Annotated in this window: 22 protein-coding genes; 9 read left to right on the top strand and 13 right to left on the bottom strand. The window is 74.1% G+C overall.

The features are described from left to right. Position 1: 1 nt before the first annotated feature. On the bottom strand, positions 2-1,678 hold the full coding sequence (gene hutU / locus M8330_RS08450) for a urocanate hydratase (RefSeq protein WP_250826986.1): 1,677 nt from the start codon (positions 1,676-1,678) through the stop codon (positions 2-4). Positions 1,679-1,790: 112 nt separating this feature from the next. After that, the gene (locus M8330_RS08445; RefSeq protein ID WP_250826985.1) at positions 1,791-3,593 is read right to left on the bottom strand and encodes an NHL domain-containing thioredoxin family protein; all 1,803 of its coding nucleotides are present in this window, start codon (positions 3,591-3,593) and stop codon (positions 1,791-1,793) included. A 213-nt stretch (positions 3,594-3,806) separates the two neighbouring features. Between M8330_RS08445 and M8330_RS08440 the strand changes: the two genes are divergently transcribed. The 3 genes from M8330_RS08440 (at position 3,807) to pgm (ending at position 8,214) form a co-directional block, all read left to right on the top strand. Then, positions 3,807-5,597 carry a GAF domain-containing SpoIIE family protein phosphatase gene (locus tag M8330_RS08440; RefSeq protein WP_250826984.1) on the top strand — a complete coding sequence of 597 codons (1,791 nt, stop codon included), beginning with the start codon at positions 3,807-3,809 and terminating at the stop codon, positions 5,595-5,597. A gap of 36 nt (positions 5,598-5,633) precedes the next feature. Continuing rightward, the gene (locus tag M8330_RS08435; protein ID WP_250826983.1) at positions 5,634-6,458 is read left to right on the top strand and encodes a maleylpyruvate isomerase family mycothiol-dependent enzyme; all 825 of its coding nucleotides are present in this window, start codon (positions 5,634-5,636) and stop codon (positions 6,456-6,458) included. 115 nt (positions 6,459-6,573) lie between these two features. Then, complete coding sequence (gene pgm, locus M8330_RS08430; protein ID WP_250826982.1) at positions 6,574-8,214, top strand: phosphoglucomutase (alpha-D-glucose-1,6-bisphosphate-dependent); 1,641 nt, start codon at positions 6,574-6,576, stop codon at positions 8,212-8,214. 7 nt (positions 8,215-8,221) lie between these two features. Here the strand turns inward: pgm and M8330_RS08425 are convergent, their stop codons facing one another. From M8330_RS08425 to M8330_RS08410, 4 genes are all read right to left on the bottom strand, one after another. Then, the gene (locus tag M8330_RS08425) at positions 8,222-8,680 is read right to left on the bottom strand and encodes a nitroreductase family deazaflavin-dependent oxidoreductase (protein WP_250826981.1); all 459 of its coding nucleotides are present in this window, start codon (positions 8,678-8,680) and stop codon (positions 8,222-8,224) included. A 41-nt stretch (positions 8,681-8,721) separates the two neighbouring features. Beyond that, positions 8,722-9,432 carry an MOSC domain-containing protein gene (locus M8330_RS08420; RefSeq protein WP_250826980.1) on the bottom strand — a complete coding sequence of 237 codons (711 nt, stop codon included), beginning with the start codon at positions 9,430-9,432 and terminating at the stop codon, positions 8,722-8,724. 1 nt (position 9,433) lies between these two features. Further along, a complete protein-coding gene (locus M8330_RS08415) occupies positions 9,434-9,910 on the bottom strand; it encodes a hypothetical protein (protein WP_250826979.1) in 477 nt (158 codons plus the stop codon). Between the two features lie 101 nt (positions 9,911-10,011). Further along, positions 10,012-11,079: an alkene reductase gene (locus M8330_RS08410; RefSeq protein WP_250826978.1), complete on the bottom strand. Its 1,068-nt coding sequence runs from the start codon at positions 11,077-11,079 to the stop codon at positions 10,012-10,014. A gap of 69 nt (positions 11,080-11,148) precedes the next feature. Here M8330_RS08410 and M8330_RS08405 point away from each other — a divergent pair, with 69 nt between their 5' ends. Continuing rightward, the gene (locus M8330_RS08405; protein WP_308195938.1) at positions 11,149-11,538 is read left to right on the top strand and encodes a MerR family transcriptional regulator; all 390 of its coding nucleotides are present in this window, start codon (positions 11,149-11,151) and stop codon (positions 11,536-11,538) included. Positions 11,539-11,616: 78 nt separating this feature from the next. On the opposite strand, the gene M8330_RS08400 is transcribed toward M8330_RS08405, so the two are convergent. The 3 genes from M8330_RS08400 to M8330_RS08390 all read right to left on the bottom strand — a co-directional run bounded on the left by M8330_RS08400 (position 11,617) and on the right by M8330_RS08390 (position 15,053). Beyond that, positions 11,617-12,390, bottom strand: coding sequence for an ABC transporter permease (locus M8330_RS08400; protein ID WP_250826977.1), 774 nt, complete (start codon positions 12,388-12,390; stop codon positions 11,617-11,619). Between the two features lie 162 nt (positions 12,391-12,552). Further along, positions 12,553-13,839 (bottom strand): fatty acid desaturase family protein, encoded by a 1,287-nt coding sequence (locus tag M8330_RS08395; protein ID WP_250826976.1) that lies wholly within the window; start codon positions 13,837-13,839, stop codon positions 12,553-12,555. 65 nt (positions 13,840-13,904) lie between these two features. Next, positions 13,905-15,053 carry a ferredoxin reductase gene (locus tag M8330_RS08390; RefSeq protein ID WP_250826975.1) on the bottom strand — a complete coding sequence of 383 codons (1,149 nt, stop codon included), beginning with the start codon at positions 15,051-15,053 and terminating at the stop codon, positions 13,905-13,907. A gap of 148 nt (positions 15,054-15,201) precedes the next feature. Here M8330_RS08390 and M8330_RS08385 point away from each other — a divergent pair, with 148 nt between their 5' ends. After that, positions 15,202-16,371, top strand: coding sequence for a PucR family transcriptional regulator (locus M8330_RS08385; RefSeq protein WP_250826974.1), 1,170 nt, complete (start codon positions 15,202-15,204; stop codon positions 16,369-16,371). A gap of 61 nt (positions 16,372-16,432) precedes the next feature. On the opposite strand, the gene M8330_RS08380 is transcribed toward M8330_RS08385, so the two are convergent. Further along, a complete protein-coding gene (locus M8330_RS08380) occupies positions 16,433-17,467 on the bottom strand; it encodes a cation diffusion facilitator family transporter (RefSeq protein ID WP_250826973.1) in 1,035 nt (344 codons plus the stop codon). A 126-nt stretch (positions 17,468-17,593) separates the two neighbouring features. Here M8330_RS08380 and M8330_RS08375 point away from each other — a divergent pair, with 126 nt between their 5' ends. Further along, positions 17,594-18,532 carry an SGNH/GDSL hydrolase family protein gene (locus M8330_RS08375; protein ID WP_250826972.1) on the top strand — a complete coding sequence of 313 codons (939 nt, stop codon included), beginning with the start codon at positions 17,594-17,596 and terminating at the stop codon, positions 18,530-18,532. 217 nt (positions 18,533-18,749) lie between these two features. On the opposite strand, the gene M8330_RS08370 is transcribed toward M8330_RS08375, so the two are convergent. Continuing rightward, a complete protein-coding gene (locus M8330_RS08370) occupies positions 18,750-20,282 on the bottom strand; it encodes an amidohydrolase (protein WP_250826971.1) in 1,533 nt (510 codons plus the stop codon). Between the two features lie 77 nt (positions 20,283-20,359). On the opposite strand from M8330_RS08370, the gene M8330_RS08365 reads away from it, so the two are divergent. After that, the gene (locus M8330_RS08365) at positions 20,360-21,019 is read left to right on the top strand and encodes a hypothetical protein (protein ID WP_250826970.1); all 660 of its coding nucleotides are present in this window, start codon (positions 20,360-20,362) and stop codon (positions 21,017-21,019) included. Positions 21,020-21,022: 3 nt separating this feature from the next. On the opposite strand, the gene M8330_RS08360 is transcribed toward M8330_RS08365, so the two are convergent. Continuing rightward, the gene (locus M8330_RS08360) at positions 21,023-22,606 is read right to left on the bottom strand and encodes a serine/threonine-protein kinase (RefSeq protein WP_250826969.1); all 1,584 of its coding nucleotides are present in this window, start codon (positions 22,604-22,606) and stop codon (positions 21,023-21,025) included. Between the two features lie 241 nt (positions 22,607-22,847). On the opposite strand from M8330_RS08360, the gene M8330_RS08355 reads away from it, so the two are divergent. Beyond that, a complete protein-coding gene (locus M8330_RS08355; protein ID WP_250051295.1) occupies positions 22,848-23,435 on the top strand; it encodes an RNA polymerase sigma factor in 588 nt (195 codons plus the stop codon). Then, positions 23,432-24,919, top strand: coding sequence for a M1 family metallopeptidase (locus M8330_RS08350; RefSeq protein WP_250826968.1), 1,488 nt, complete (start codon positions 23,432-23,434; stop codon positions 24,917-24,919). Before M8330_RS08355 ends, M8330_RS08350 begins: the two co-directional genes overlap by 4 nt. 17 nt (positions 24,920-24,936) lie before the next feature. On the opposite strand, the gene M8330_RS08345 is transcribed toward M8330_RS08350, so the two are convergent. Continuing rightward, positions 24,937-25,428, bottom strand: a complete 492-nt coding sequence (locus tag M8330_RS08345) for a hypothetical protein (RefSeq protein WP_250826967.1) — start codon at positions 25,426-25,428, stop codon at positions 24,937-24,939. Positions 25,429-25,537: the final 109 nt, after the last annotated feature.

Below are 25,537 nucleotides of genomic sequence, written 5' to 3'. Positions count from 1 at the left end.
TTCAGGACTCCCGCGAGACGAACGGGACGGGCACCTGCACGCCCCGCTCGGCGGCCACCTCCGCGGCCCGGTCGTAGCCGGCGTCCACGTGCCGGATCACGCCCATGCCGGGGTCGTTGGTGAGGACCCGCTCGATCTTCTGCGTGGCGAGGTCGGTGCCGTCGGCCACGATCACCTGGCCGGCGTGCAGCGAGCGGCCGATGCCGACCCCACCACCGTGGTGGAAGGACACCCAGGTGGCGCCGGAGGCGGTGTTGACCAGTGCGTTGAGCAGCGCCCAGTCGGCGATCGCGTCGGAGCCGTCGATCATGCCCTCGGTCTCGCGGTAGGGCGAGGCCACGGAGCCGCAGTCGAGGTGGTCGCGGCCGATGACGACGGGGGCCTTGAGCTCGCCCGAGGCGACCATCTCGTTGAACTTCAGCCCGGCGCGGTGCCGCTCGCCGTAGCCGAGCCAGCAGATGCGGGCGGGCAGGCCCTGGAAGTGGACCCGCTCGCCGGCCATGGTGATCCACGTCCGCAGGCGCTCGTTCTCGGGGAAGAGCTCGAGGATCGCCTTGTCGGTGGCGGCGATGTCGGCCGGGTCGCCGGAGAGGGCGGCCCAGCGGAAGGGCCCCTTGCCCTCGCAGAACAGGGGCCGGATGTAGGCGGGGACGAAGCCGGGGAAGGCGAACGCGCGGTCGTACCCGCCCTTGCGGGCCTCGTCGCGGATGGAGTTGCCGTAGTCGAAGACCTCGGCGCCGAGGTCCTGCAGCTCGACCATGGCGCGCACGTGCGCGGCCATGGACGCCTGGGCCTCCTTGGTGAAGCCCTCGGGGTCCGTCTCGCGCCGGGCCTGCCACTCCTCGAACGGCACCCCGGCCGGCAGGTAGAAGAGCGGGTCGTGGGCCGAGGTCTGGTCGGTGACGACGTCGACCGGCGCCTTGAGCTCGACCAGGCGCGGCAGCAGCTCGGCGGCGTTGCCGAGGACGCCGATGGACAGCGCGCGCTTCTCGTCACGGGCGGCGGTGGCCAGCTCGAGGGCGTGCTCGAGGCTGTCGGCCTGGACGTCGAGGTAGCGGTGCTCGATGCGGCGGGTGATGCGCGCCTGGTCGACCTCGATGCAGATCGCCACGCCGTCGTTCATCGTCACGGCGAGGGGCTGGGCGCCGCCCATCCCGCCGAGGCCGGCGGTGACGGTGATGGTGCCGGCCAGGCTGCCGCCGAACTTCTTGTCCGCGACGGCGGCGAAGGTCTCGAACGTGCCCTGGAGGATGCCCTGCGTACCGATGTAGATCCACGAGCCGGCCGTCATCTGGCCGTACATGGTCAGGCCGAGGTCCTCGAGGCGGCGGAACTCCTCCCAGTTGGCCCAGTCCCCGACGAGGTTGGAGTTGGCGATGAGCACGCGCGGGGCCCACTCGTGGGTGCGCATGACGCCGACGGGCTTGCCGGACTGCACCAGCAGCGTCTCGTCGTCCGCGAGGTCCGTCAGCGACGCGAGGATCGCGTCGTAGGCCTCCCACGACCGGGCGGCGCGGCCGGTGCCGCCGTAGACCACGAGGTCCTCGGGACGCTCGGCGTTCTCGGGGTCGAGGTTGTTCATCAGCATGCGCATCGGCGCCTCGGTCTGCCACGAGCGGGCGGTGAGGTCGGTGCCGTGCGCGGCGTGGATCGGGAGGCGGGGGTTGCTGCTCGACATGGCTGGCTCCGGTTCACGAGTGGACGACGAGCCCAGTCCACTCCCGCGCGGCGCCGCCCGCCAGAGGGGCCCCGCGCGATGCTGTCTCGGATGTGAGACAGCCGCACCTGCCTCAGTCCGTGCCGCCCAGCGGTAGGGTGAGAGTGGCGGGTGCGCCGTCGACCACGCGGATCGGCACGCCCCAGTCCTGCTGGTGCATCCGGCAGGCGGCCCCCTCGCCACCGTGGGCGTCGCAGGAGGCGGCCCGGGCCGCGACGTGGAGCACGCCGTCGCCCACGTGCGGGTCCAGCTCGATCGTGCGGACGAGGTCCGTGCCGCGTCCGCCGCCCGACCGGATCAGGCCCGGCGGGGTCGACTCCACGAGCAGCTGGGAGGGCGGGCCGAACCGGTCGTCGACCTTCTGGCCCGGCGGCGGGGTGAACGTGACGGTCAGCGCCAGCCCGGCGGCGACCTCGGTGACGGGCCGCTGGGTGGTGTGGGAGAACCCGTCGGTGGCGACCACGTCGGCGTCCAGGCGCACTCGGGTCAGCCGGTGGGCGGTGGACTCCACGACCACCAGGTCCGTGCCGTCCACGAACGCGCCCGAGGGCTCGGCCAGCCCGGAGGCCAGCGTGCCGAGAGTGCCGGTCGCCGGGTCGTGGCGGCGGACGGCACCGTTGTAGGTGTCGGCGACGGCCACCGAGCCGTCGGGCAGCACGGTCACGCCCAGCGGGTGCTGGAGCAGCGCCTGGTCGACGTCGCCGTCGCGGAACCCGAAGTCGAAGAGCCCCGAGCCGACCACGGTGCGCACCACGAGGTCGCCGGCCGGCCCCGGCTCGACCACCCGGAGCGAGGACGTCTCGGAGTCGGCCAGCCAGAGGCGCTCACCGTCGGCCGCGAGGCCGGAGGTCTGCGCGAACCACGCCTCGGCCAGCGGGCCGTCGAGCAGCCCCTCGTTGGTGGTGCCGGCCGCGACCTCGACGACGCCGGTGCGCGGGTCGAGCGTCCACAGCTGGTGGACGCCGGCCATGGCGACCCAGACCCGGTCGCCCCACCAGGCCACGTCCCACGGCGAGGAGAGCCGCTCGACCCCGTCGCCCTGCATCCACTGCTCGCCGTCGCCGGCGAGCACGCGGGTCTCCCCGGTGCCCAGCGACAGCCCGACCAGCCGGTGGGCGACCGTGTCGGCCACGACCACGTCGTACCCCACCTCGGCGGCGACGTCCTCGGGCAGGACGCACAGGCCGTTGGGCTCGCGGAAGCCCGCGAAGCGACGCAGCACGGCGCCGTCGTCCCCGCCGGAGCCGGCGGCCAGCAGCACGACCTCGTCGTGGCCGGCGTCGGCGACCAGCACGCCCTCCACGTCGCCACGCGAGACCGGCACGGCCTTGGCCGGGAAGCGCAGGTCGGAGGGCTCCACGGCGGGCGGCACGTACGGGGAGTCGCCGGGCTGGAGCGTCCCCTTCTCGCGGTGCTGCGGCACGAGGTCGTCGAGCAGCGCGGAGATGGCGTGGGCGTGGCCCTCGCCGGCGTACTGGGCGACGACGTAGCCCTCGGGGTCGATCAGCACCAGGGTCGGCCAGGCGCGCGCCGTGTAGGCCTGCCAGGTGACGAGGTCGGGGTCGTCGAGCACGGGGTGGGCCACGCCGTAGCGCTCCACGGCGGCCGCGAGCGCGTCCGGGTCGGCCTCGTGCACGAACTTGGGCGAGTGGACGCCGACGACGACCAGCTCGGAGGCGAACCGCTCCTCGGTCTCGCGCAGCTCGTCGAGGACGTGCAGGCAGTTGATGCAGCAGAAGGTCCAGAAGTCGAGGAGGACGAACCGGCCGCGCAGGTCGCCGACCCGGATCGTCTCGCCACCGGTGTTCAACCAGCCGCGGCCGACGAGCTCGGGGGCGCGGACGCGGGGCCGGGTGCCGGGGGTCGTGCTGCTCATGGCACCAGTCTCCGCCGTCGTCCCCACCCGTTCGAATCGTGCGCACGGGTGTGCCCTCGCTCACCCCTGGGGGTGGGCGTTCGTGCAGGTCACGTGCAGGATCGCGTCGCCGTCTGGTCGTGGTGACCACCCGTGAGGTCCAATGGTGGAGAAACCTCACAGCGCCTGCTCGGACCACAGTTACGCTGCGCCCGACCTGAGAGGCAGGCCTAGATGACCAGCACCCACGCCGTGCCGGCCGAGGACGCGGACCCGGACGCCGACGAGATCGGTGTCGACGAGTCGTTCGACCGCTACGCGCGCATGGTCCGCCGCGCCATCGGGGTGCCCGTCGCGCTGGTCAGCCTCGTGGAGGCCCACCGCCAGCTGTTCATCGGCGCCCAGGGCCTCGAGGACGAGCTGATGGCGCTGCGCCAGACCCCGCTCTCGCACTCGTTCTGCCAGTACGTCGTGGCGGACGAGGCGCCGCTGGTCACCGCGGACGCCCGCGTCGAGCAGCGGCTGCGGGACAACCTCGCGATCCCCGACCTCGGGGTGGTGGCCTACGCGGGCTACCCGATCCGGGACCAGCAGGACCGGGTCATCGGGTCGCTGTGCGCCATCGACGACACCGCCCGCGAGTGGACCCCCGAGGAGCTCTCGGCCCTGGAGGACATCGCCGCCGCGTGCACCACCGAGATCGTGCAGCGCCAGCAGAAGCGCCACGCGGCCCGGACGGCGGCACGCGCACGCGACCTCAACGAGCGCAGCGCCCTCCTCCTGGCACTCGCCGAGTCGCTCAGCGCCACCCGCACCGTGGTGGACGTGGCCGCGGCCGTCGACGGCGTGGCCCGCGAGCACCTCGGCGCCCTCGTCGCCGGCATCTGGATCGCCGAGGACGACACGGTCCGCCGCACCGCGGACCTGCCGACGCACGTGCAGCACGCCCCCGGCCTGCTCAGCTACGTGCGGCACCTCGGCGAGCAGTGGCACTCCGCGCGCCTCAACGACGTGCTGCCCGCCGACCTCAGCAACCCGCTCGGCCTGGCGCTCGCCGAGGGCCGCATCGTCTGGTTCCCCGACCGGCACCGGCAGAACGCCGTCTACGGCGGCCTGAACCTGGAGAGGCAGGTCGGTGAGGCGCGGGCCTTCGTGCCGCTGACCCACCGCGGCCGCGCCTTCGGCGGCATGGCGGTCATCTGGCCGGAGAGCCGCGACCTCGGCCACGACGTGCTCGACACCCTCCAGGCGCTCGGCCGCTACGCAGCGCAGGCGCTCGGCCGGGCGCTGCTGCTCCAGGAGCAGTCCGACGCGCTCATGGTGCTCCAGGGCGCGCTCCAGCCGCGGCTGCCCGAGACCGACGAGATGCTGATGGCGGCCCGCTACCGCCCCGCCGCGGCCCGCGACCAGATCGGTGGCGACTGGTACGACGCCGTGCTCATGCCCAGCGGCGACACCGCGCTGATGATCGGCGACATCGTCGGCCACGACCTCCAGGCCGCGGCCACCATGGGGCAGGTGCGCGCCACCCTGCGCACCCTCGCCTGGTCGCAGGACGAGGCGCCGTCGGCGCTCGTCGGCAAGCTCGACCAGGCCCTCACCGACCTCCAGGTCGAGGCGATGGCGACCCTGGTCTACCTGCGGATCGAGACCTGGGACCGCACCGGAGACCGGGTGCTGCGCTGGACCAACGCCGGCCATCCCCCGCCCCTGGTGGTCTGCCCCGAGGGCACCGTGCGGTTCCTGGCCGAGGACGCCCCCGACGTCATGCTCGGTGTCGCTCCCGACGCCGAGCGCGGCGACCACCGGCTCAGCGTGCCGCCCGGCGCCACGCTGCTGCTCTACACCGACGGCCTGGTCGAGCGGCGCGGGGAGAGCCTCGTCGACGGCCTCGACCGGCTCGCCGAGGTGGCGGCCACCCACGGCCGTCGGCCGATCGGGGAGTTCGTGGACGGGGTGCTGACCGACCTGCTCGGCCTGGAGCAGGCCGACGACGTCGCGGTGCTGGCCGTCCGCTTCGTCTGAGGCGTCCGCCCCGCTGCATGTGCCACAGTGCCGGGCATGACGAGCGCGCACCCGGACCTGCAGGCCCTCCTCGAGGTCGGGTTCGCCGCGACCGAGGCGTTCCTCGACGTCGCCGCGTCCCTCGACCCCGACGACTGGGCCCGACCCACCGACCTGCCCGGGTGGGACGTGCACGCGGTCGTCGCGCACGTCGCCCACCTGGAGTCGGTGCTGGCCACCGGCGAGCAGGAGAGCGCGGAGGTCGGCAGCCCGCCCCACGTGCGCAACCCCCTCGGGGCCTACACCGAGGTGGGCGTCGTGGCCCGCCGCGAGGCGACGCCCGAGGCGCTGCTGGCGGAGATCCGCTCCGTCACCGGCCTGCGCCGCGCGGCCGCGCAGGTCGACCCGCCCACCGACCCCGACGCCCCGGCGCCCTCCCCCTTCGGCGACCTCGGGTGGACGTGGCGCACGCTGCTGCGCAACCGCCCGCTGGACCTGTGGATGCACGAGCAGGACGTCCGCCGCGCCACCGCGCGCCCCGGCGGGCTCTCCGGCCCGGCGGCCGACCATACGGTGGCCTACCTGACCGAGTCGCTCGGGTTCGTCCTGGTCAAGCGTGCCGGCGGGCGACCCGGCGACAGCGTCGTGCTGCTGCTGGACGACGAGCCGGCCCGGGCCGTGCTCGTGGGCGAGGACGGCCGCGCCCGACCGGTGGCCGACGCCCCCGCCGACCCGACCCTGGTGCTGCGCACGGACCGCGAGACCTACGTCCGACTGGCCGGAGGGCGGTGCGCGCCGACCGACGTCGGCGACGCCGTCGTCCTGACCGGGGACGAGGGGCTGGGCGAGTGGTTCCTCGCGGGGCTGGCCACGACCCCCTGACCCCGCCGATAGTGCGCGACGAAACGGCTGCTCCTGGGGCCCGACGGCAGCCATTTCGTCGCGCACTATCGGGCGGGCGGGTCACGTGGACGCGTCTGCGAGGCATGATGCGCTCATGAGTCACCCTCGCGCCGGACAGCCCGCCGAGCCCGCCGACCTGATCGACGTGGCCCACCTCGTCACCGCGTACTACACGCTGGTCCCGGACGTCGAGGACGTCGACCAGCAGGTCGCGTTCGGCACCTCGGGGCACCGGGGGTCGTCGCTGACGACCGCGTTCACCGAGACGCACATCCTGGCCACGACGCAGGCGATCGTGGACTACCGCACGGCGCAGGGCTTCGACGGTCCGCTGTTCCTGGGCCGCGACACCCACGGTCTCTCCGAGCCGGCGTGGGCGAGCGCCCTGGAGGTGCTCGCCGCCAACGACGTCACCGTGCTGGTGGACGCGGCCGACGGCTACACCCCGACGCCGGCGGTCAGCCACGCGATCATCCGCGCCAACGGCGGCCGCACCTCGGGCACCGGCCTGGCCGACGGCATCGTCGTCACGCCCTCCCACAACCCGCCGCGCGACGGCGGCTTCAAGTACAACCCGCCGCACGGCGGCCCGGCCGACACCGACGCCACCTCCTGGATCGCCGACCGCGCCAACGAGCTGATCCGGGCCGGCATGTCCGGCGTGAAGCGGGTCCCGTTCTCCCGGGCCCGGGCCGCGGCCCAGCCCTACGACTTCCTCGGCACCTACGTGGACGACCTGCCGAACGTCGTCGACCTGGCCGCGATCAAGGCGGCCGGCGTGCGGATCGGGGCCGACCCGCTGGGCGGCGCCTCCGTCGACTACTGGGGCGCGATCGCCGAGCGGCACGGCCTCGACCTGACGGTGGTGAACCCGCTGGTCGACCCGACCTGGCGGTTCATGACGCTGGACTGGGACGGCAAGATCCGGATGGACTGCTCCTCCCCGTCCGCGATGGCCTCGCTCGTCGCGCAGCGCGACTCCTTCGACATCGCCACGGGCAACGACGCCGACGCCGACCGGCACGGCATCGTCACCCCCGACGCCGGGCTGATGAACCCCAACCACTTCCTGGCCGTCGCGATCGAGCACCTCTTCGGCGGGGCACGCCCCGACTGGCCCGCCACCGCGGCCATCGGCAAGACGCTCGTCTCGTCCTCGATGGTCGACCGGGTGGCCGCGTCCGTCGGCAAGCCGCTGGTGGAGGTGCCGGTGGGCTTCAAGTGGTTCGTGCCCGGCCTCATCGACGGCTCCTTCGGCTTCGGTGGCGAGGAGTCGGCCGGCGCGTCCTTCCTGCGCTTCGACGGCTCCGCCTGGACCACCGACAAGGACGGCATCCTGCTGTGCCTGCTCGGCTCTGAGATCCTCGCGCGCACCGGCTCCACCCCCTCCCAGCGCTACGCCTCGCTGGTCGGCCGCTTCGGCGACCCGGCCTACGCCCGCGTCGACGCCCCGGCCACCCGCGAGGAGAAGGCGGCCCTCAAGGCGCTCTCCCCCTCCGCCGTCACCGCCACCTCCCTGGCCGGCGAGGAGATCACCGCGAAGCTCACCGAGGCGCCCGGCAACGGTGCGGCGATCGGCGGCCTGAAGGTGACCACCGAGAACGCCTGGTTCGCCGCGCGCCCCTCGGGCACCGAGGACGTCTACAAGATCTACGCGGAGTCCTTCAAGGGCGCCGAGCACCTCGCGCAGGTGCAGGAGGAGGCGCGGGCGGTCGTGTCCGCGGCCCTGGGCTGAGCCGGCACTACGGCGCCAGGCTGAGCCGCACCAGCGGGATGTCGAGCGCCTCGCCGCGCTCGTCCGCCAGCCGCTGCATCCCGCTCTCCAACGCGTGCCAGGCGCGCGGGTTGCGCGCGGCGTAGCGGGCCAGGGCCGCGTCGCGGTCCGTCGGGGAGAGCTCGGCGGCCGTCGCCGGCACGCGGCGCCGGCGACCGGTGGAGACGTGGCAGGCGGGGGTGGCCGTGAGGTTGCGAAACCACTGCGAGCGGCGGCCCAGCCCGGAGGCGACCAGCAGGTGGTCGTCGTCCTCGCGCTCGACCACCTCCAGCACCGCGTACCGAGGCTCGCCCGAGGTCCGGCCGACGTGCTCGAGCATCAGCATCCGCGGGCCGAGCAGGAACCCGAGACCGTGGCGGAACAGCGGGATCGGCGCCCGCACCGCCCACCGGGTGCGGAGCAGACGGGCGACGGGGTTGCTGGCCATGACCCGATCCTGCGCGCCGCGGGCCGGGGGCGGAAGGCCCCTCAGACCAGGTCGACCGGGTCCCCCGGCCTCACCTCGCCGGGCATCAGCACGTCGCCGTCCGCGCCCAGCAGGAGCTCGTCCCGGACGCCGGCCAGGCGGCGCAGCGTCTCGGCACCGAGCACCGCGCAGCGGGCCGTCTCGGCGGTGGGGCGGACGACGGCACCGCCCACCCGCACCTCGCGGCCCACGAGGTGTGCCTCGGTGAAGGGTTCCGGCCCCAGGTCGAGCACGAGGGAGGCCCGGACCGTGGCGGGCGCGACGCCCACCGCCGCGCACGACGCGGTGGAGACGAGGCTGACCCCGCCCGCGTAGACGACCCCGCTCGGCGGGGCCGCGGCCAGCGCGACGTCGCGGCCCAGCACGTCGGCGGCGAGCTCCGCCTGGGGCCCGTCGTGGACCTCCAGCGACACCGGGCGGCCCCAGTAGTCGCAGGTCAGCTGCTCTCCGGTGGGCTCGGGGCGACCGGCCGCCCGCCGTCCGTCCTCGTGGACGAGGGGCAGCGCCGGGTCCTCGTCCACGAGCGTGAGCCGCAGCAGCCGCGGGTGGGCCACCGTGCGCAGCACCTGCCGGGCCCGGGGGTCGACGAAGCACCACCGGCGGTCGCCGACGACCCCGGCCGAGTCCAGCGCCACCGCCTCGCGAGGGCGCCACGCTGTGCCCTTGGCCGCGGCGAAGCCGACCGCGACGACCTCGCCGAGCTGCTGTCGCACCTCAGGCGTGGTCCTGGTCGTGCCGCTGCTTCCAGGCGGTCATGAGGGAGCCCAGCTCGGTGACCTGCTTGCCGTACAGCTCCGGCAGCGGGGCGTCGAGCCGGACGGCGGCGACGTTGAGCGCGCGGTTGCGGCGACCGCGCCGGGCCCGCGCCTCGGCCGTCAGCTCGTAGCCGAGCAGCGAGGTGCGGCCCTGCGGCCACGGCCCGAAGCGCACCACCTCGTCCCACGCCACCGTCTCCTCGCGTCCCATCGAGCGCAGCGTGAAGCCGTGCCGGTCGAGGACGAGCCCGTCGCGGGTGGAGAGCAGGTTCCAGATGCCGGCGACCAGCACGAGGGTGCCCACCACGACGCCGCCCGTGCCGACCACCGGGGAGCTGTCGAGCAGCAGGATGCCGAGGAGGACGAACAGCGCGCCCAGGCCGATCAGCATGAGGGCGCGCGAGCGGGACGGGTGCAGGGTCAGCTGGTCCTCCACGGGGCGGACCCTACCGGCTGGGCCCGGGTCGGCAGAGGGCCACGGGGGCACGTCTGCCGCCCCCGGCGCCAACCCCGGGCCCAGGCCCGAGCGCGAGGGGGTCAGGCGCCGTGCGTCGGGTAGTCGGTGTACCCCCGCTCGTCGCCCATGTAGTAGGTCTCCACGTCGGGCGTGGCGATCGGGGCGCCGGTGCGCAGCCGCTCGACCAGGTCGGGGTTGGCGATGAAGGCGCGGCCGAAGGAGATCAGGTCGGCGCCGTTGTCGAGCCACTTCTGCGCGTCCTCGAGGTTCGCCTGCTGCGGGCGGCCGGGGTGGACCGGGTTGACCAGGAGCGTGCCGTCCCAGGCCTTGCGCAGGTCGAGCAGGAGGCCGTCGTCCGCCGTGGCCTCGAGGTGGACGTAGGCGAGGTCGAGCGCGCCGAGCTGCTCGAGGAGGGCGAGGTAGAGCTCGCGGGTCTCGGTCTCCTCGACGCCCCAGATGCCCGCGTCCGGCGAGAGCCGGATCCCGACGCGGTGCCCGCCGATCCTCTCGACGGCACCGGCGGTGGCCTCGACGGCGAAGCGGACGCGGTTCTCGATGCTGCCGCCGTAGAGGTCGGTGCGCAGGTTGGCGTTGGAGGAGAGGAACTGGCCGATGAGGTAGCCGTTGGCGCCGTGCAGCTCGACGCCGTCGAGGCCGGCCTCGATCGCGCGGGCGGCGGCCTCGCCGTAGGCGGCGGCCTGCTCGGGGACCTCGGCGGTCTCCAGGGCGCGGGGCACCTCGAGCGCTGCCGGGCCGGTGGGGGTGAACGTGGTGCCGGGGCCGGCCACGGCCGAGGGCCCGACCGGCTGGAGGCCGTGGATGGAGGAGTGGGTGATGCGTCCACCGTGCATGAGCTGGGCGAAGACCCGACCGCCCTCGGTGTGGACGGCGTCGGCGACCTGGCGCCAGGACTCCGCCTGCGCGTCGGTGGCCAGCCCAGGGATCATCGGGTTGGACTGGCCCACGGCGTTGGGGAAGACGCCGTCGGTGACGATGAGACCGGCGGTGGCGCGCTGGGCGAAGTAGGTCGCCATCTGCGGGGTGGCGAGACCGTCGACCGTGGCGCGCACCCGGGACATCGGCGCCATCACGACGCGGTTGGGCAGGGTCAGGCCGGCGAGGTCGTAGGACTCGAAGAGCTGTGTCATGCTGGCCACGCTAGAACCTGACATTGACGTCAAGGTCAAGTCCTGGACCCGGGATGAGAGGGAGAGCACGTGCGGATCGGCGAGCTGGCCAGGCGGACGGGCGTGAGCGCCCGCTCGGTGCGCTACTACGAGGAGCAGGGCCTGCTCTCGGCCGACCGCAGCTCCGGCGGACAGAGGCAGTACACCGAGTACGAGGTGGAGCGCGTCGTCTTCATCCAGCGCATGTACGCCGCCGGGCTCTCCAGCCGGACGATCGCCCAGGTCATGCCGTGCGTGGAGAGCCCCGGGGTGGAGAACTCCGACGCCGCCCTCGCGACCCTGCGCGAGGAGCGGGACAAGCTGGACGTCCACATCGGCGAGCTGCTGCGGACGCGTGACGCCCTCGACCGGCTCATCGAGATCTCGGAGGGCTACCGGGAGCAGCTGGTCACCGGCGTCCCCTACGACGAGGCCGGCTGACACTGCTCCCCTCCCGCTGAGTCGGCAGTAACGTGCTGCCGACTCGGCGGTGAGTCGGCAGCACCTTTCACGCGGGGGTCAGCCGGCGGAGGGCTCGACGGGGACCAGCAGCGGGCTGCGCCCGGCGAGCCGGGTGACGACGACAGCGGTGACCACGGCGGTCAGCGCGATGCCCGCCAGCACGACGAGCTGGAATCGGGCGGCGTCCGCGGGGCTCGCCCCGCCGAAGAGGGCGCCCACGAAGGCACCGGGGAGCGTGACGAGGCCCGTGGCGCGGGTCTGGTCGAGGGTCGGCAGCAGGGACTCCCGCACCGACTCCCGACCGATGGCCGCGTGGGCCTGCGAGGGGGTCGCGCCCATCGCGAGCCAGCCCTCGACCTCGGCCGCCCGCACCCGGGCGGCCCGCAGGAAGCTGCGCCCCGACAGGGTCGCGGCGGTCATCGCGTTGCCGACGAGGATGCCGGCCACCGCGATCACGTACCGCACGCCGTGCGGCACCAGGCCGGTGACCGGGCTCAGCACCAGCACGGACCCCACCGCCACGGTCGCCCCCGCGAGCACGCCCGCCGCGGCCGTGCGGCGGCCGTGGTGCAGGGCGCGCAGCCGCCCCGCCGACGTCCACGAGGCCGTGCTGAGCATCAGCGCGACGAACGCCACCACCGTCCACGGGTTCGCCAGGACGCCGGCCAGCAGCAGCGCCACCGCCGTCAGCTGGACGCCGGCGCGCAGCAGCGACCGCACGGGCAGCCAGCCCAGGCCGACCCCGGCCCAGGCGGCGACGCCGACGGTCGCCAGGGCGAGCACCGCCAGCCCCGCGACGAATGGGAGCCAGTCGGTCAGCGCGGCGGTCACGGGCCCATCCTGCCCCGGGGCAGCGCCCGCCGGCGGTCGAGGTGTGAGGCCGTCCACGGCTGAACCACGAGACCCCCGCACCCGACCGGACGGCGCGCGTCGTGAGTCGGGTGCGGGGGTCTCGTGGCTCGTCGCAGGTGCTCCTCGCACCTCGACCACCGGTCAGGCGGGGACGGCCTCCACGACGGGCTGGGTCGCGGGGGCGTCCTGGGCCGCCTTGGCCTCGGCCTGCTTGCGCGCCATCTGGTCGAGACGACGCTGCGCGAGGCGGCGCATCTTCGGACCCTTGGTGGTCATCGCGTAGAGCAGCTTGGTCTGGTCGACCAGGTTGGAGCGGTTGGTCGTCTCCAGCCAGTGGTTCGGCAGGGAGAGACGGACGACCTTGTGCCAGGCCGAGCCGACCTGCTGCGGCAGAGGTGCCTCGTGGTAGTTGAGGTCGTACTTCGCGAAGAGGGCCTTCACGCGCGGGGCGATCTCGGCGTACCGGCTGCTGGGCAGGTCGGGGAAGAGGTGGTGCTCGATCTGGTGGCTCAGGTTGCCGGTCATGATGTGCATGGCCTTGGAGCCGGAGATGTTGGCCGAGCCGAGCATCTGGCGCAGGTACCACTCGCCGCGGGTCTCGTTCTCCGGGATCTTGTTGAGCTCGAACGTCTCGACGCCCTCGGGGAAGTGGCCACACATGATGACCGAGTGCGACCAGACGTTGCGCACGAGGTTGGCGGTGAAGTTCGCGGCCAGGGCCGGGAGGGCGGAACCGAAGGGCAGGGCGATGAGCGGGTTGACCACGTAGTCCTTGGTCGCCTGCTTGCGGATCTTCTTGACCGTGGCCTTGGCGCGCTCGGCGAAGCCGGGCGAGCGACGGTCCTTGGGCAGCTTGAGGTTCCTGCCCAGCTCGAGGTCGTAGGCGGCGATGCCGTACTCGAAGAAGCAGGCGTTGATGAAGTTCCAGGCCGGCTGGGCGAGGTAGAGCGGGTACCACCGCTGGTCCTCGTCCACGCGCATGATGCCGAACCCGAGGTCGTTGTCCTTGCCCACGATGTTCGTGTACGTGTGGTGCAGCTCGTTGTGGCTGTGCTTCCAGCCGTCGGAGGTCGAGGCGTTGTCCCACTCCCACGCCGACGAGTGGATCTTCGGGTCACGCATCCAGTCCCACTGGCCGTGCATGACGTTGTGACCGATCTCCATGTTCTCGAGGATCTTGGCCACGGAGAGACCCGCGGTGCCGAGCACCCACAGCGGCGGCAGCGCCGAGCCCAGCAGGATGGCGCGCGAGCCCAGCTCGAGGTTGCGCTGGACCTTCACCACGCGGCGGATGTACTTCGCGTCGCGCTCACCGCGCTGCTCGATGACGTCCTGGCGGATCGCGTCGAGCTCGAGGCCGATCTGCTCGATGTCCTCCGGGCTCAGGTGGGCGACCGGGTTGACGTCCTTGTTGGTGATGCTGGTCATCGCTGTGCTCCCTCGTGTGGTGGGGCGGTCTGGCGGGCTGGGGGTTCGTGGGACGCGGGCGCGCGTCAGTGGGTGAAGGTGCAGGGGCCGGCGGCGCTGGTGACGCAGGTCTGCACCGTGACGCCGTCCGGGTGGGTCTCGCCGGGCACGGCGTGGGTGAGCTCGCCGTTGCGCAGGTCGCGCACGGTGCCCTCCTTGAGCGGGAGGACGCAGGACATGCAGATGCCCATGCGGCAGCCGCTGGGCATGAGGACGCCGGCAGCCTCGCTCGCGTCGAGGATCGTGCTGTCGCCCTGCACCTCGACGTCCGTGCCGGTCTCGGTGAAGGTGACCGTGCCGCCCTCGCCGGGCTCGGCGAGCAGGACGGGCCGGAACCGCTCGACGAACAGCTCCAGGCCGCGCTCGGCGTGGTGGGTCTCGAGGCTGTCCAGCAGCCCGACGGGGCCGCACGCGTAGGTGGGGCGCTCGTCGAGGTCCGGCACCAGCTGGTCGAGCTCGGCGACGTCGAGGCGGCCGCGGGAGTCGGTGTGCAGCTCGACGAGGCGGATGAGCCCGGCCTCGGCGTAGCCGCGGATCTCGCGACCGAAGATGACCTCCGCGCGGGCGAGCGCGGAGTGGATCAGCACGATGTCGACGTCCGGCTTCTCCGCCTTGTGGAACAGGTTGCGGAGCATGCCGATGACCGGGGTGATGCCGGAGCCGGCGGTCACCAGCAGCAACTTGGCGGGCATCGGGTCGGGCATGACGAACTCGCCCTCGGCGGTGCCGAGGTGCACCAGCGTGCCCGGCTTCACCCGACGCACGAGGTGCGTGGAGACCGCGCCGCCCGGCACCAGCTTCACCGTGATGGAGATGAGGCCGTCGGGGCGCGGGCCGTGGGTCAGCGAGTACGAGCGCCACAGACGGACGCCGTCGACGTCGACGCCCAGGCGGACGAACTGGCCGGGCACGTGGCCGGTCCAGCCGCGGCCGGGCTTGATCAGCACCGTGGCCGAGCGCGGCGTCTCCGGGGTGACCCGCACGACGCGACCGCGCAGCTCCGACCCACCGCGCAGGGGGTGGAAGTGGTCGAGGACGTCGTCGAGCGAGAGCGGGGTGACGGCCGCGTCGGCGAAGTCGCGGACCTTGGGGGCCACCTTCTCCCGCAGCGTCCGGCGCAGTCCGCCGCCCGTGGAGGCGGGGCGGCCGGCGCCCGACATGGCAGTGCTCGTCATGCGTCCCATCGTGACGCTCCGGGAGCGCTAAAGTCCTGTCCTGCGAACGTGAACCTACGCGCCAGTTTTGTTCGCTGTGTACAGAAGTTCCCGGTGTGGGGGATTCTCAGCCAGAACCTGAGGTCTCCAGGATGAAGGAGGGATGAACATGGCCCGACGCGTGCCCCGCCGCACCGCCGGTCACGAGGTCCGGCTGCCCACGGACGCCGTCGCGCTGATGCGCGCCGAGCTGCCGGCCGTCGCCGACCACGTGGTCACCACCATCACCCGCGAGGTGCCCTCCTACGCGGACACGTTCTCCGGCCGCATGGGCGAGAACATCCGCAACGCCGTGCAGCTGGCGCTGGGCGGCTTCCTGTCGCTGGCCTCGGGGCGGCGAGGCATCGACCCGCGCACCCCCACCGGGCCGGCCGTGGAGGGCGCCTACCAGCTCGGACGTGGCGAGGCCCGCTCCGGCCGGACCACCGACGCGCTGCTCTCCGCGTACCGGATCGGGGCGCGCGAGTCGTGGCGCCAGCTTTCCTCGCTCGCCGTCGAGGGCGGGATGGACGCGGAGACGGTCGGCCGGTTCGCCGGCCTCGTGTTCGCCTACATCGACGAGCTCTCGGCCGCCTCGGTCGCCGGGCACACCGACGAGCTGGCCACCACCGGACGCGTGCGGCAGCGGCTGCTCGAGCGGCTGGCCTCGCAGCTGCTCACCGGCGCGCCCGCCGAGCGCGTGCACGAGGCCGCCGCGAAGGCCGACTGGGTGGCGCCGTCCACCCTCACCGCCGTGCTGGTGACCCAGGCGCAGGTGCGTCCGGCGCTGGGGCGGCTGCCCGGCTCCACGATCGTCGTCCCCGAGGCGCCCGGGCGCGAGGACGACGCCCTCCTGCTCGTCCCCGACCTCACCGGCGCCACCCGTACCCGGTTCCTCGCGGCCGTCGACGGCCGGGACGTCACGGCCGGCCCGGCGCGCGACTGGCTCGACGTCCGTGCCTCCTACGACCGGGCCCTGCGCGCGCGCACCGCCGGGCTCGGACCCGACGCCGACGCGTTCCTCCCCCAGCTCGTGCTCGACGCCGACCCGGCCGCCCGCGCCGATCTGCGCGCCCAGGTGCTCGCGCCGCTGGCCGACCTGCGCCCGGCCACCGCCGAGAAGCTCACCGAGACGCTGCGTGCCTGGCTGCTGCACCACGGCCGACGCGAGGAGGTGGCCGAGGCGCTGTTCGTGCACCCGCAGACCGTCCGCTACCGGATGGGCCAGCTGCGCGAGCTGTTCGGGGACTCCCTCGACGACCCTGACACCGTCCTCGCGCTCACCGTCGCGCTGGCGTGAGGCCAGGGACGTCATACGGAGCGGACGCAGTCCCCCTCAGATGGATGACGTCCGCCCCCCGTCACGGCTGGAGGGCGGCGTCCTCGGGCGGCGCGAGGGTGAGCACGGCGTCGGTGATGACGGGCTCGGTCTCGATGTCGTGCTCGACGCGGCGCAGGCGACGGGCCAGGGAGGGCTCGGTGTCGTCGCCGACCAGGTCGACGGCTGCGACGACGAACAGCCGCTGCGGGCCGACGTACTCGACGTGCAGGTAGGTGATCCGGTCGATCTCGGGGTGCTCCAGCAGCCGGGCCAGCACGCGGGAGCGCATCGCCGGGGCGATGCCCTCGCCGAGCAGGTACTCCATGTTGCGACGGATGAGGAAGATCGCGACGACGGCGAGCAGCAGGCCGATGCCGATCGAGCCGATGGCGTCCCAGCGGGCGTCGCCGGTGGCCTGGTGCAGGGCGATGCCGGCAGCGGCGAAGACGATGCCGACGAGCGCGGAGGAGTCCTCGAGGACGACGGCGCGCAGGGTCGGGTTGGAGGTGTCCGAGACGTAGCGCAGCGGGTGCAGCCCCCACCTCTTGGAGTGGCCCCGCACCTGCCGCGCGGCCTGCACGAACGACGTCCCCTCCAGCACGAACGCCACGGCGAGCACGACGTAGGAGAGGGTGAACCCGCCCTCGTCACCGCTGCCGCCCTCGATCAGCTGGCTGACGCCGGTCCAGATCGAGACCAGCGAGCCGACGGTGAACAGGCCGAAGGCGGCCACCAGCGACCAGATGTAGGTGGCGCGGCCGTAGCCGCGGGGGTGCTCCTCGTCGCGCGGCTTGGCGCCCGCCTTCTCGGCGACCAGCAGGAACACCTCGTTGCCGGTGTCGGACCATGAGTGCGCGGCCTCGGCGAGCATCGACGCCGAGCCGCTGATCACGGCGGCGACCGTCTTGGCGATCGCCAGCAGGCCGTTGGCCGTCAGGGCGACGACCACGGTCAGCAGCGAGGAGCCGCCGCCGGCCTCGTCCATGTCGGCGGAGGCCTGCGGGTCCAGGTCCTCGGCCTCCACGATCGTCGTGCCCGCCGGGCCCGGCCCGGACTGGTTGTCGAAGTCACCCATGACTCTCGTCTACCCCGTGCTGCCGACGGGCACGCCCACCCCCGCAGGTAGGCGCGGTCACAGTGCCGGCGCACAGCCGAGGCCGCGGAGGAGCACAGGTGCGCACCCGGCCGGTAGCGTCGAGGCATGACCTCGAGCCGCGTCCGTACCCCCGCCCGACGCCTGGGCGGCGTGAGCGCGGCCCTCGTCCTCCCCGCTCTGGTCCTCGCCACCCTGGGCCTCACCGCCTGCAGCGAGGACGACGGCGGGGCCACCGCGTCCTCCGCCGAGGCGACCCGCGCCGCCGACCCGCAGGGCCCTGTCTACGTCGCCCTCGGCGACTCCTACACCGCCGCCCCGTTCGTGCCCACCACGGACCCGAACGACGGCTGCCTGCGCTCGGACGGCAACTACCCGAGCCTCGTGGCCCAGGCCCTCGACGCCGACCTCACCGACGTCTCCTGCTCCGGCGCCACCACCACCTCGCTGGTCGGCGTGCAGACCACGATGGACGGCACCAACCAGCCCGCCCAGTTCGACGCGCTCGGCGAGGACACCGAGCTGGTCACCCTCTCCATCGGCGGCAACGACGAGGACCTCTTCAGCAAGCTGCTCGGCGGCTGCGTGCAGCTGGCCATGACCGACCGCAGCGGCCAGCCCTGCACCGACGCCACCACCCCGCGCGAGGTGCGCAGCACGCTGAGCACGATCCGCAGCCACGTCCGCGCCGCGCTCGAGGGGATCGCCGGCCGCGCGCCGAACGCCACGGTCCTCTCCGTCGGCTACCCGCAGATCGTGCCCGCGGAGGGCTCCTGCCAGGACCTGCTCCCGATCGCGGACGGCGACCTCGACCTCGCCCGCGAGATCAACGAGGGCCTGGCGGACGCGGTCCGCGACGCGGCCGACCGGGCCGGCGTGACCTACGTCGACGTGTGGTCGCTGAGCGAGGGCCACGACATCTGCGCCGACGACCCGTGGATCGCCGGCGCGCAGACCGACACCTCCCAGGCGCTCGCCTTCCACCCCTACGCCGCCGAGCAGGAGGCCGTGGCCGAGGCGATCGTCAGCACCCTCGACGCGGACTGAGCCACCGTTCGGCCTCGGTCTCGCGACGGTCGCTGCGCGACCTCCTCGACCAGCGGCGGGCCCCCTGTCGGGTGCGGGGATCTCGAGGCTCGTCGCCGGCGCTCCTCACACCTCGATCACCGGACGGTCGCCGGCGCTCCTCGCACCTCGATCACCGGCTCCGGCCCGCTGATCGAGGAAGGACAAAGTCCTGTCGCGAGATCGAGGGCCGGGCACCTCAGAGCGTCGAGTGGGCGAGCTTCCCGTCGATCCACGTGGCAGCGACGGTCATGTCGCGCAGCCGCTCGGCGTGCAGCACAGCGGCCTCGGCCGGGTCCGCGGCCTGCACGGCGGCCAGCGGGTCCGCGTCCAGCAGGACGAGGTCGGCGAGCGAGCCGACCCCCACCGTGGGCGCGCCGTCCACGGAGGCGGCCAGCACCTCCTGCGGGGTCAGCGCCTGCTCGCCGTGCCACGCGTCGCGGTCGTCGGCGGAGCGGTGGACGGCGGCGGCCATGGCCAGCCACGGGTCCAGCCGGGAGACGGGCGCGTCCGAGCCCATGGCGAGCTCCACGCCGTCGTCCAGCATCCAGCGGAACGCGAAGCACCGCTCGGAGCGCTCGCCCCAGATCGCCTCGGTGAGGTCGCGGTCGTCGAGCAGGTGGGCGGGCTGGATCGACGCCCGCAGGCCCAGCCGGGCCATCTCGGCGACGTCGGCACGGTTGACCATCTGCGCGTGCTCGATGGACCCGCGGGCCCCGACGTCGCGGTACGCGCCGAGCGCCTCGGCCACGGCGGCGTCCCCGATGGCGTGGGTGGCGATCTCGAGGCCGGAGGCGTGGGCGGTGCGCAGCAGGTCGCGCAGCTCGGCGCCCGAGAGGTTGGGCTGGCCGGCGGGGTACTCGAGCCGGTGCGCGTCGCCGTAGGGCTCGCAGCACCAGGCGGTGCGGGTGTTGAGCGAGCCGTCGCTGATGATCTTCAGCGGGCCCATGGTGAGCCGGTGCGCGTCGGGCAGCTGCGGCACGACCGGGTCGCCGGTGCGCAGGCCACGGGCCAGGACGTCGTCCAGGTTCTCGGCGTAGGTGCTCATCCGGATCCTCAGGACGTCGGCGCCGGCGACCCAGCGCTCGGCCCACTCGGCCGCGCCGCCGGAGAACTCGAAGTCGGTGAGGCCGACGATGCCGGCCGCGGCCGCCGCGTCCATCGTGCGGCGGTAGGCCTCGGGGCTGGTGCCGTCGTTTCCGACCAGCGTGGAGAGCCGGGCGTAGGCGCCGAACCACTCGGCCTCGCGCACCACCGAGTCGCGCACCGGCAGCGCCAGGTGCAGCAGGGCCACGGTGTTGAGCCAGGCGTGGTGGGCGTCGCCGGAGATGAGGACGACGGGGGTGTCGCCGGAGACCGCGTCGAGCTCGGTCACGGTGACGTCGCGGTGCCAGCCGGCGGAGCGGTGGCCGAAGCCGATGACGGGCAGGTCGGGGTACTCGGCGACGCGCTCGGCGACGAGGCGGGTGGCGTCCTCGGGCGAGCGGGCGCCGGCGAGGTCGAGGCGGCCGGAGGAGAGCGTCCACTGGGCCAGGTGCACGTGCGCGTCCCACAGGCCGGGCGTGAGCCAGCGTCCGGCGGCGTCGACGACCTCCGCGCCGTCGGCGGCCAGGCCGGCGCCGACCTCGACGACGCGTCCGCCGCGCACGAGGACGTCGACCGGCTCCGGCCCCGGGCCGTCCCCGGGCTGCAGGGGCACCACGCGTGCACTGCGCAGGAGGAAGTCGCTCATGGGCCGACGATGGCACGCACCCCCCGCGCGGGCGAAGCCGGGCCCGCCCGCGCGCACCCGTGTCCTACGGTGGGCGCGTGCGTGCACGGGTGCTCGGGATCGGTGTCGCCGCGGTGCTGCTGTGCGCCGCGGCGGGTGCCGGCGTGGGCGCGCTCACCCTCGAGCAGGACGACGGCGACGCCCCCACCTCGCTGGGCACCGCGTCCCCGGTGCCGGCGGCCAAGCCGGCGTTCCCGCGCGACCGGACGGTCCGGGTCGTGGAGGACCCCGACTACCCGGCGCTGGAGACCGACCTGCCACTGGAGCGGGCCGCGGTCGGCACCACCGACTTCCCGGTCAGCCTCACCGTGCCGCAGGGGTGGGTCCGCTCGGACTCCACCATCGGCGCCGTGCAGTTCTACCCGTACTCGTTCCCCGAGTCGGCGAACACCTACTTCATCCGCATCCGGCTGATCGGCAACCAGAACATCAGCCCCCGGGCCGCCGGTGACGCGCGCGTCGAGGCCCTCCAGGGCGCCAGCGACGTGCTCGACTTCCAGCTCGAGTCGCGCACCTACGACTCGGTCACCGCCTCCTACGTGGCCGGCGAGCACCGCCGCGTCGAGCTCGACCGCTACGTCGCCCGCCCCGGGGAGACGGCCGCGTTCGTCTGGGTCGGCGTGGTCGGCCGCGAGGCGGACCGCGACGGCCTCACCCAGCTGCTCGACCGGCTGACCAGGTCGCTGCGCTTCGGCTGAGGCTCACATGCCGTGGGTGGCGATCCCGTCGAGCACCTGGTTAGCGGTCGCCGTCGTCGCGGCCCGCACCTGCACCCACAGCAGCCGGTCGGCGGTCACGCGGACGACCCGCTCGACCGTCACCCCGCCGGGGCAGCCCGCGTGCACCACGGTGCGGGCGGGCTCGGCGCCGTCGTCGGTGTAGCGGGCCTGCACCCGCGCGCACTCGGGGTGGCCGGGCATCCGGTCCGGCAGGCCGTTGCCGCTCATGATCCCCAGGAACACGCCCTCGCCGGCGCCCGTGGCCACGGCGCTCGCGGAGTTCCACGCGGCCCCGGTGCCGACGGCCAGCGCGGGGTAGGTGCCGTCGTCCGCGGGCGAGCTCCACGCCTCGTCCGCGACCGTGGTGGCCCAGGCCGCCGGCACGGTCACCGAGAGGGTGCCGGAGGCGTCGTAGACCTCCTGCTCGGCCGGCGGAGTGGGCGCGAGCGCGGCGTGCGCACCGAGCCCGGCACCGACGGCGGCCACCGCGCACGCCACCAGCAGCGCCAGCGCCCCGGCCGCGCGGCGCCCGCGGGAGGCACGCGGCGGGGTGCCGACCGGCGGCAGGTCGCCCGCGGGCGCGAAGACCGAGGGGCGGGCACCGGGCAGGGTCAGCTCGGGGTCGATCGGCAGCCACGGCCGGGTCACGGTGGCGTCCTCGGCCGGATGGCCGGCCGCACCGAGGGCGGCCTCGAGCGCGTCGACGAACGCGAGCACGTCGGGCCAGCGGTCGTCGGCGGCGGGGCTGAGGGCACGGCGGACGACGGCGTCCACCTCCGGCTCCAGCACCGGGCTGAGCTCGTGCGCGGGCGGCGGGGGCGTCGGGTCGGCCGCCTGCCGCAGGTCGGTGTGGCGGAACGCCGGACGACCGGCGAGCAGCAGGTAGGCCAGGGCCCCCAGCGAGTACTGGTCCGCGCGCCCGTCGACGGTCTCGCCGCGCGCCTGCTCGGGCGCGGTGTAGGTGGGCGTGCCGCCGACCAGCGTGAGCCGGCTGGAGACGTCCAGCGCCTTGCCGAGCCCCAGGTCGGCCAGCATCGCGACGACCGTGCCCTCGCGGGTGCGGAACAGGACGTTGGCGGGCTTCACGTCCCGGTGCACCAGGTCGCGCTCGTGCAGCGCGGCGAGGCCCGCGGCCACCTGCCGCAGCACCTCCAGCGACTGGGCGGCGGTGAGGCCGGTGACGTCGAGCCGGTCGGCCAGGGTGCCCTGGTCGGCGTAGGCCATGACGAGGAACGGGCGGCCGTCCTCCAGCTCGCCGGCGTCGTAGACGGGCACCACGTGGGGCGACTCCACCCGCCGCATCCACCGGCCCTCCTCGGTGAACCGGCGGCGCGTCGTGGGCTCGCCCGCCCAGTTCTCGGCGAGCACCTTCACCGCCACCGGCGAGTCAAGCTGCTCGTCGTAGGCCAGCCACACCGTCGCGAACGCCCCCGCGCCCAGCCGGCGGCGCACGGCGTACCGGCCCAGCCGCGCCGGGCCCGGCTGCGGTGCGGACGGCGTGCCCGACGTGGCTGCGCCGGACGGGGCCCGGCCGGGCCGGGTCTCGTCGGGGTCGGAGGTGGGCACGGCGACATCCTCACCAACGGGCGGTCGTCAGGTCCACCCTGGTGGGCGCGCGAGCGGGTACGACCCACCGTATTCGTGGTTCGACGCCGCCGGAACCACGAATACGGTGGGTCGTACCCGGGCGTACCCGGGCGTACCCGGTCGGCCCGGGTGACGATCCAGGCAACGATCCGGCCGCAGATGGGCCCGCAGGGGCGTCAGGGGGTCGTGGTCAGGGCCGGTCCCGGGGTAGGAAGACGCTGTGAGCCACCCGCACACCGAACCGCCGACACCCGACCAGGTCGACGACCTGGCGCGCCGTGCCGCCGCGGGCGAGCGCGAGGCGATGGAGCAACTGCTCGCCGCCGTCCGCCCCCGCGCCCTGGCGGTGTGCCGCGGCGTCCTGCCGCACCCCGCGGACGCCGAGGACGCCTGCCAGGACGCGCTGCTCAACGTGGCCACCAAGGTGGGCACCTGGCACGGCCGCGGCCGGTTCACCACGTGGATGCACACGGTGTGCGTCAACAGCGCCCGCTCCACCTACCGGCGGCTCTCGCGCCAGGCCTCCCCCGTCGACGTCGCCTCCCACCCGCGCGCCGACCGCCCGGACCCGCGCACCACCTCGGTCGTCGCCGGCACCCGGCTCGACCTCCTGGAGGCGATGGAGGTCCTCGAGCGCGACCACCCGCAGCTGGTGCAGCCACTGCTCCTGCGCGACGTCTACGAGCTGCCCTACGACGAGATCGCGACCCTGCTCGACCTGCCGCTGGGCACGGTCAAGGCCCAGATCCACACCGGCCGACGCCTGACCCGACCGCTGCTGCGCGACCTCACCGTCGAGCCCCGGTGAGGCGCCTCCTGGTCGCCGGGTCCGCCCTGGCGCTGCTCCCCCTGGCCGCCTGCTCCCCCACCCCCGGGGGCGCGGACGACGGCGTGCGACTGCTCGGGGAGACCGGCACGGTGCGCGTGGCCGGCGCCGTCGGTGACGGCGGCGACCTGCCCGACGCCGACGACCCGGCCTACGACGCCGCGCTCAGCACCCCGCGCACCGACCCCGTCTACCCCGTCGTCGGCGACCCCGGGCTGGACGCGCTGCACTACGACCTCGACCTCGGCTGGGACCCGGACGCCCGGCTGCTCACCGGCCACGAGACGCTCGTGCTGCGTGCCACCGGGGACGCCGACCGGCTGGTGCTGGACCTCTCCGACGCCCTCACCGTCACCGCCGCGGCCCTGGACGGCACGCAGCTGCCCGAGGACGCCGTGCAGCACGCCGACGACGACCTCGTGCTGGCGGTCGACGTCGTGGCCGACCAGCGCTACGTCCTCGAGCTCGACTACGAGGGCACCCCCCTGCCCGTCGCCGCCCCGACCACCCGCAGCGACTTCTCCACGAACGGCTGGACCACCGGCGAGGACGGCTCGACCTGGACCATGCAGGAGCCCTACGGCGCCCTGACCTGGTACGCCGTGGACGACCAGCCGGCCGACAAGGCGTTCTACGACATCTCGGTGGCGGTGCCGGACGGCTGGACCTCGGTCGCCAACGGCACCGTGGCCGACGACGTGGTCGACGCCGGCGTCCGCACGACCGACTGGCACCTCGACGCCCCCGCGGCCTCCTACCTCGTCACGGTCGCCACCGGCGACCACGTGCGCACGGACCTCTCCGCGGGCGACGTGCCCGTGACGACCTGGGTGCCGACCTCGTCCTCACGCGGCGTGGCGGTGGCCGCGGCGCCGGGCGCGCTGCGCTGGGTGGAGGGCCGGCTGGGCCGGTACCCGTTCGAGTCGCTCGGCGTGCTCGTCGTCGGCAGCGAGTCGGGCATGGAGACCCAGACCATGCTGACGCTGGGCGACACCGAGTACGCCACCTCGCCCGCCGTGCTCGTGCACGAGATCGTGCACCAGTGGTACGGCGACCTCGTCACCCCCACCGACTGGCGCGACCTGTGGATGAACGAGGGCATGGCGATGTACCTCCAGGCCATCTTCCAGGCCGAGAACAGCGACTACACGCTCGAGCAGCTCATGGCCTACTGGTACGACCAGGACGCGGCGCTGCGTCGCTCCTACGGCCCGCCCGCCGAGGCGCGGCCGGAGTCGTTCGGCGAGAGCAACGTCTACCTCTCCCCGGCCGTGATGTGGCACCTGCTGCGCGGCCGGATCGGCGACGAGACCTTCTGGCGGCTCGTGCGCGCCTGGCCGCGCACGCACGCCGACGGCAACGCCGGCACCGACGCGATGGTGCGGTGGTGGTCGCGGCGCAGCGGCGTGCCGACGTCCTTCTTCGACGCGTGGCTGCGCGGCGAGCGCACCCCGCCCTACGCCTGAGGCGGTCTCAGACCCCGTCAGGCGGTGGGCTCCGGAGTGGGGTCCTCGTCCCGAGACTCGAGGGCGACCGCCTCGGGCTGGACGGTCGGAGCGGGAGCCTCGAGGGCAGCCTGAGCCGCGACGACGTCGGGGCCAGCCATGGACGCGGCAGCGGCTGCACGCAGCAGGACCCCCTGCGCGTCGAGGAGCGCGGCCATGGCCCGCTTCATCCGACGCTTGGCCCCGATCAGCGGGATGCCGGTCAGCAGGAAGCACCAGAACGGCGAGATGCGGTGGCGGGACCCCGCCTCGCTGAGGAGCAGGTTGAGCCGGTCGGCCAGACCGTAGTTGGCGAACGCCTGCAGGAACCACGCGAACCAGAACCGCGCACCGCCGCGCCCGATGGTCTTGTTCGTGCGCGAGATCCACAGCGCGCGTGCGATGCCGAAGGTGAAGAGGTTCAGCCAGAAGCCAGGCGGCATGTCGAAGTGGGCCATGGTGATGTCGCGGTCGGAACGCTGGGGGGACATGGGGTCTCCTCGGGAGGGGGCGAGGCACGTGAACGCGATCCCGGTCTACTCCCGACGATCTCCACAAGCCTGGGTGGTCGCCGAACTGTAGGTCAGGGTCACCCTGTCG

This window comes from Nocardioides bruguierae (assembly GCF_023656415.1).
Taxonomy (GTDB): Bacteria; Actinomycetota; Actinomycetes; order Propionibacteriales; family Nocardioidaceae; genus Nocardioides; species Nocardioides bruguierae.
This window is presented reverse-complemented; position numbering and strand designations above follow the sequence as displayed.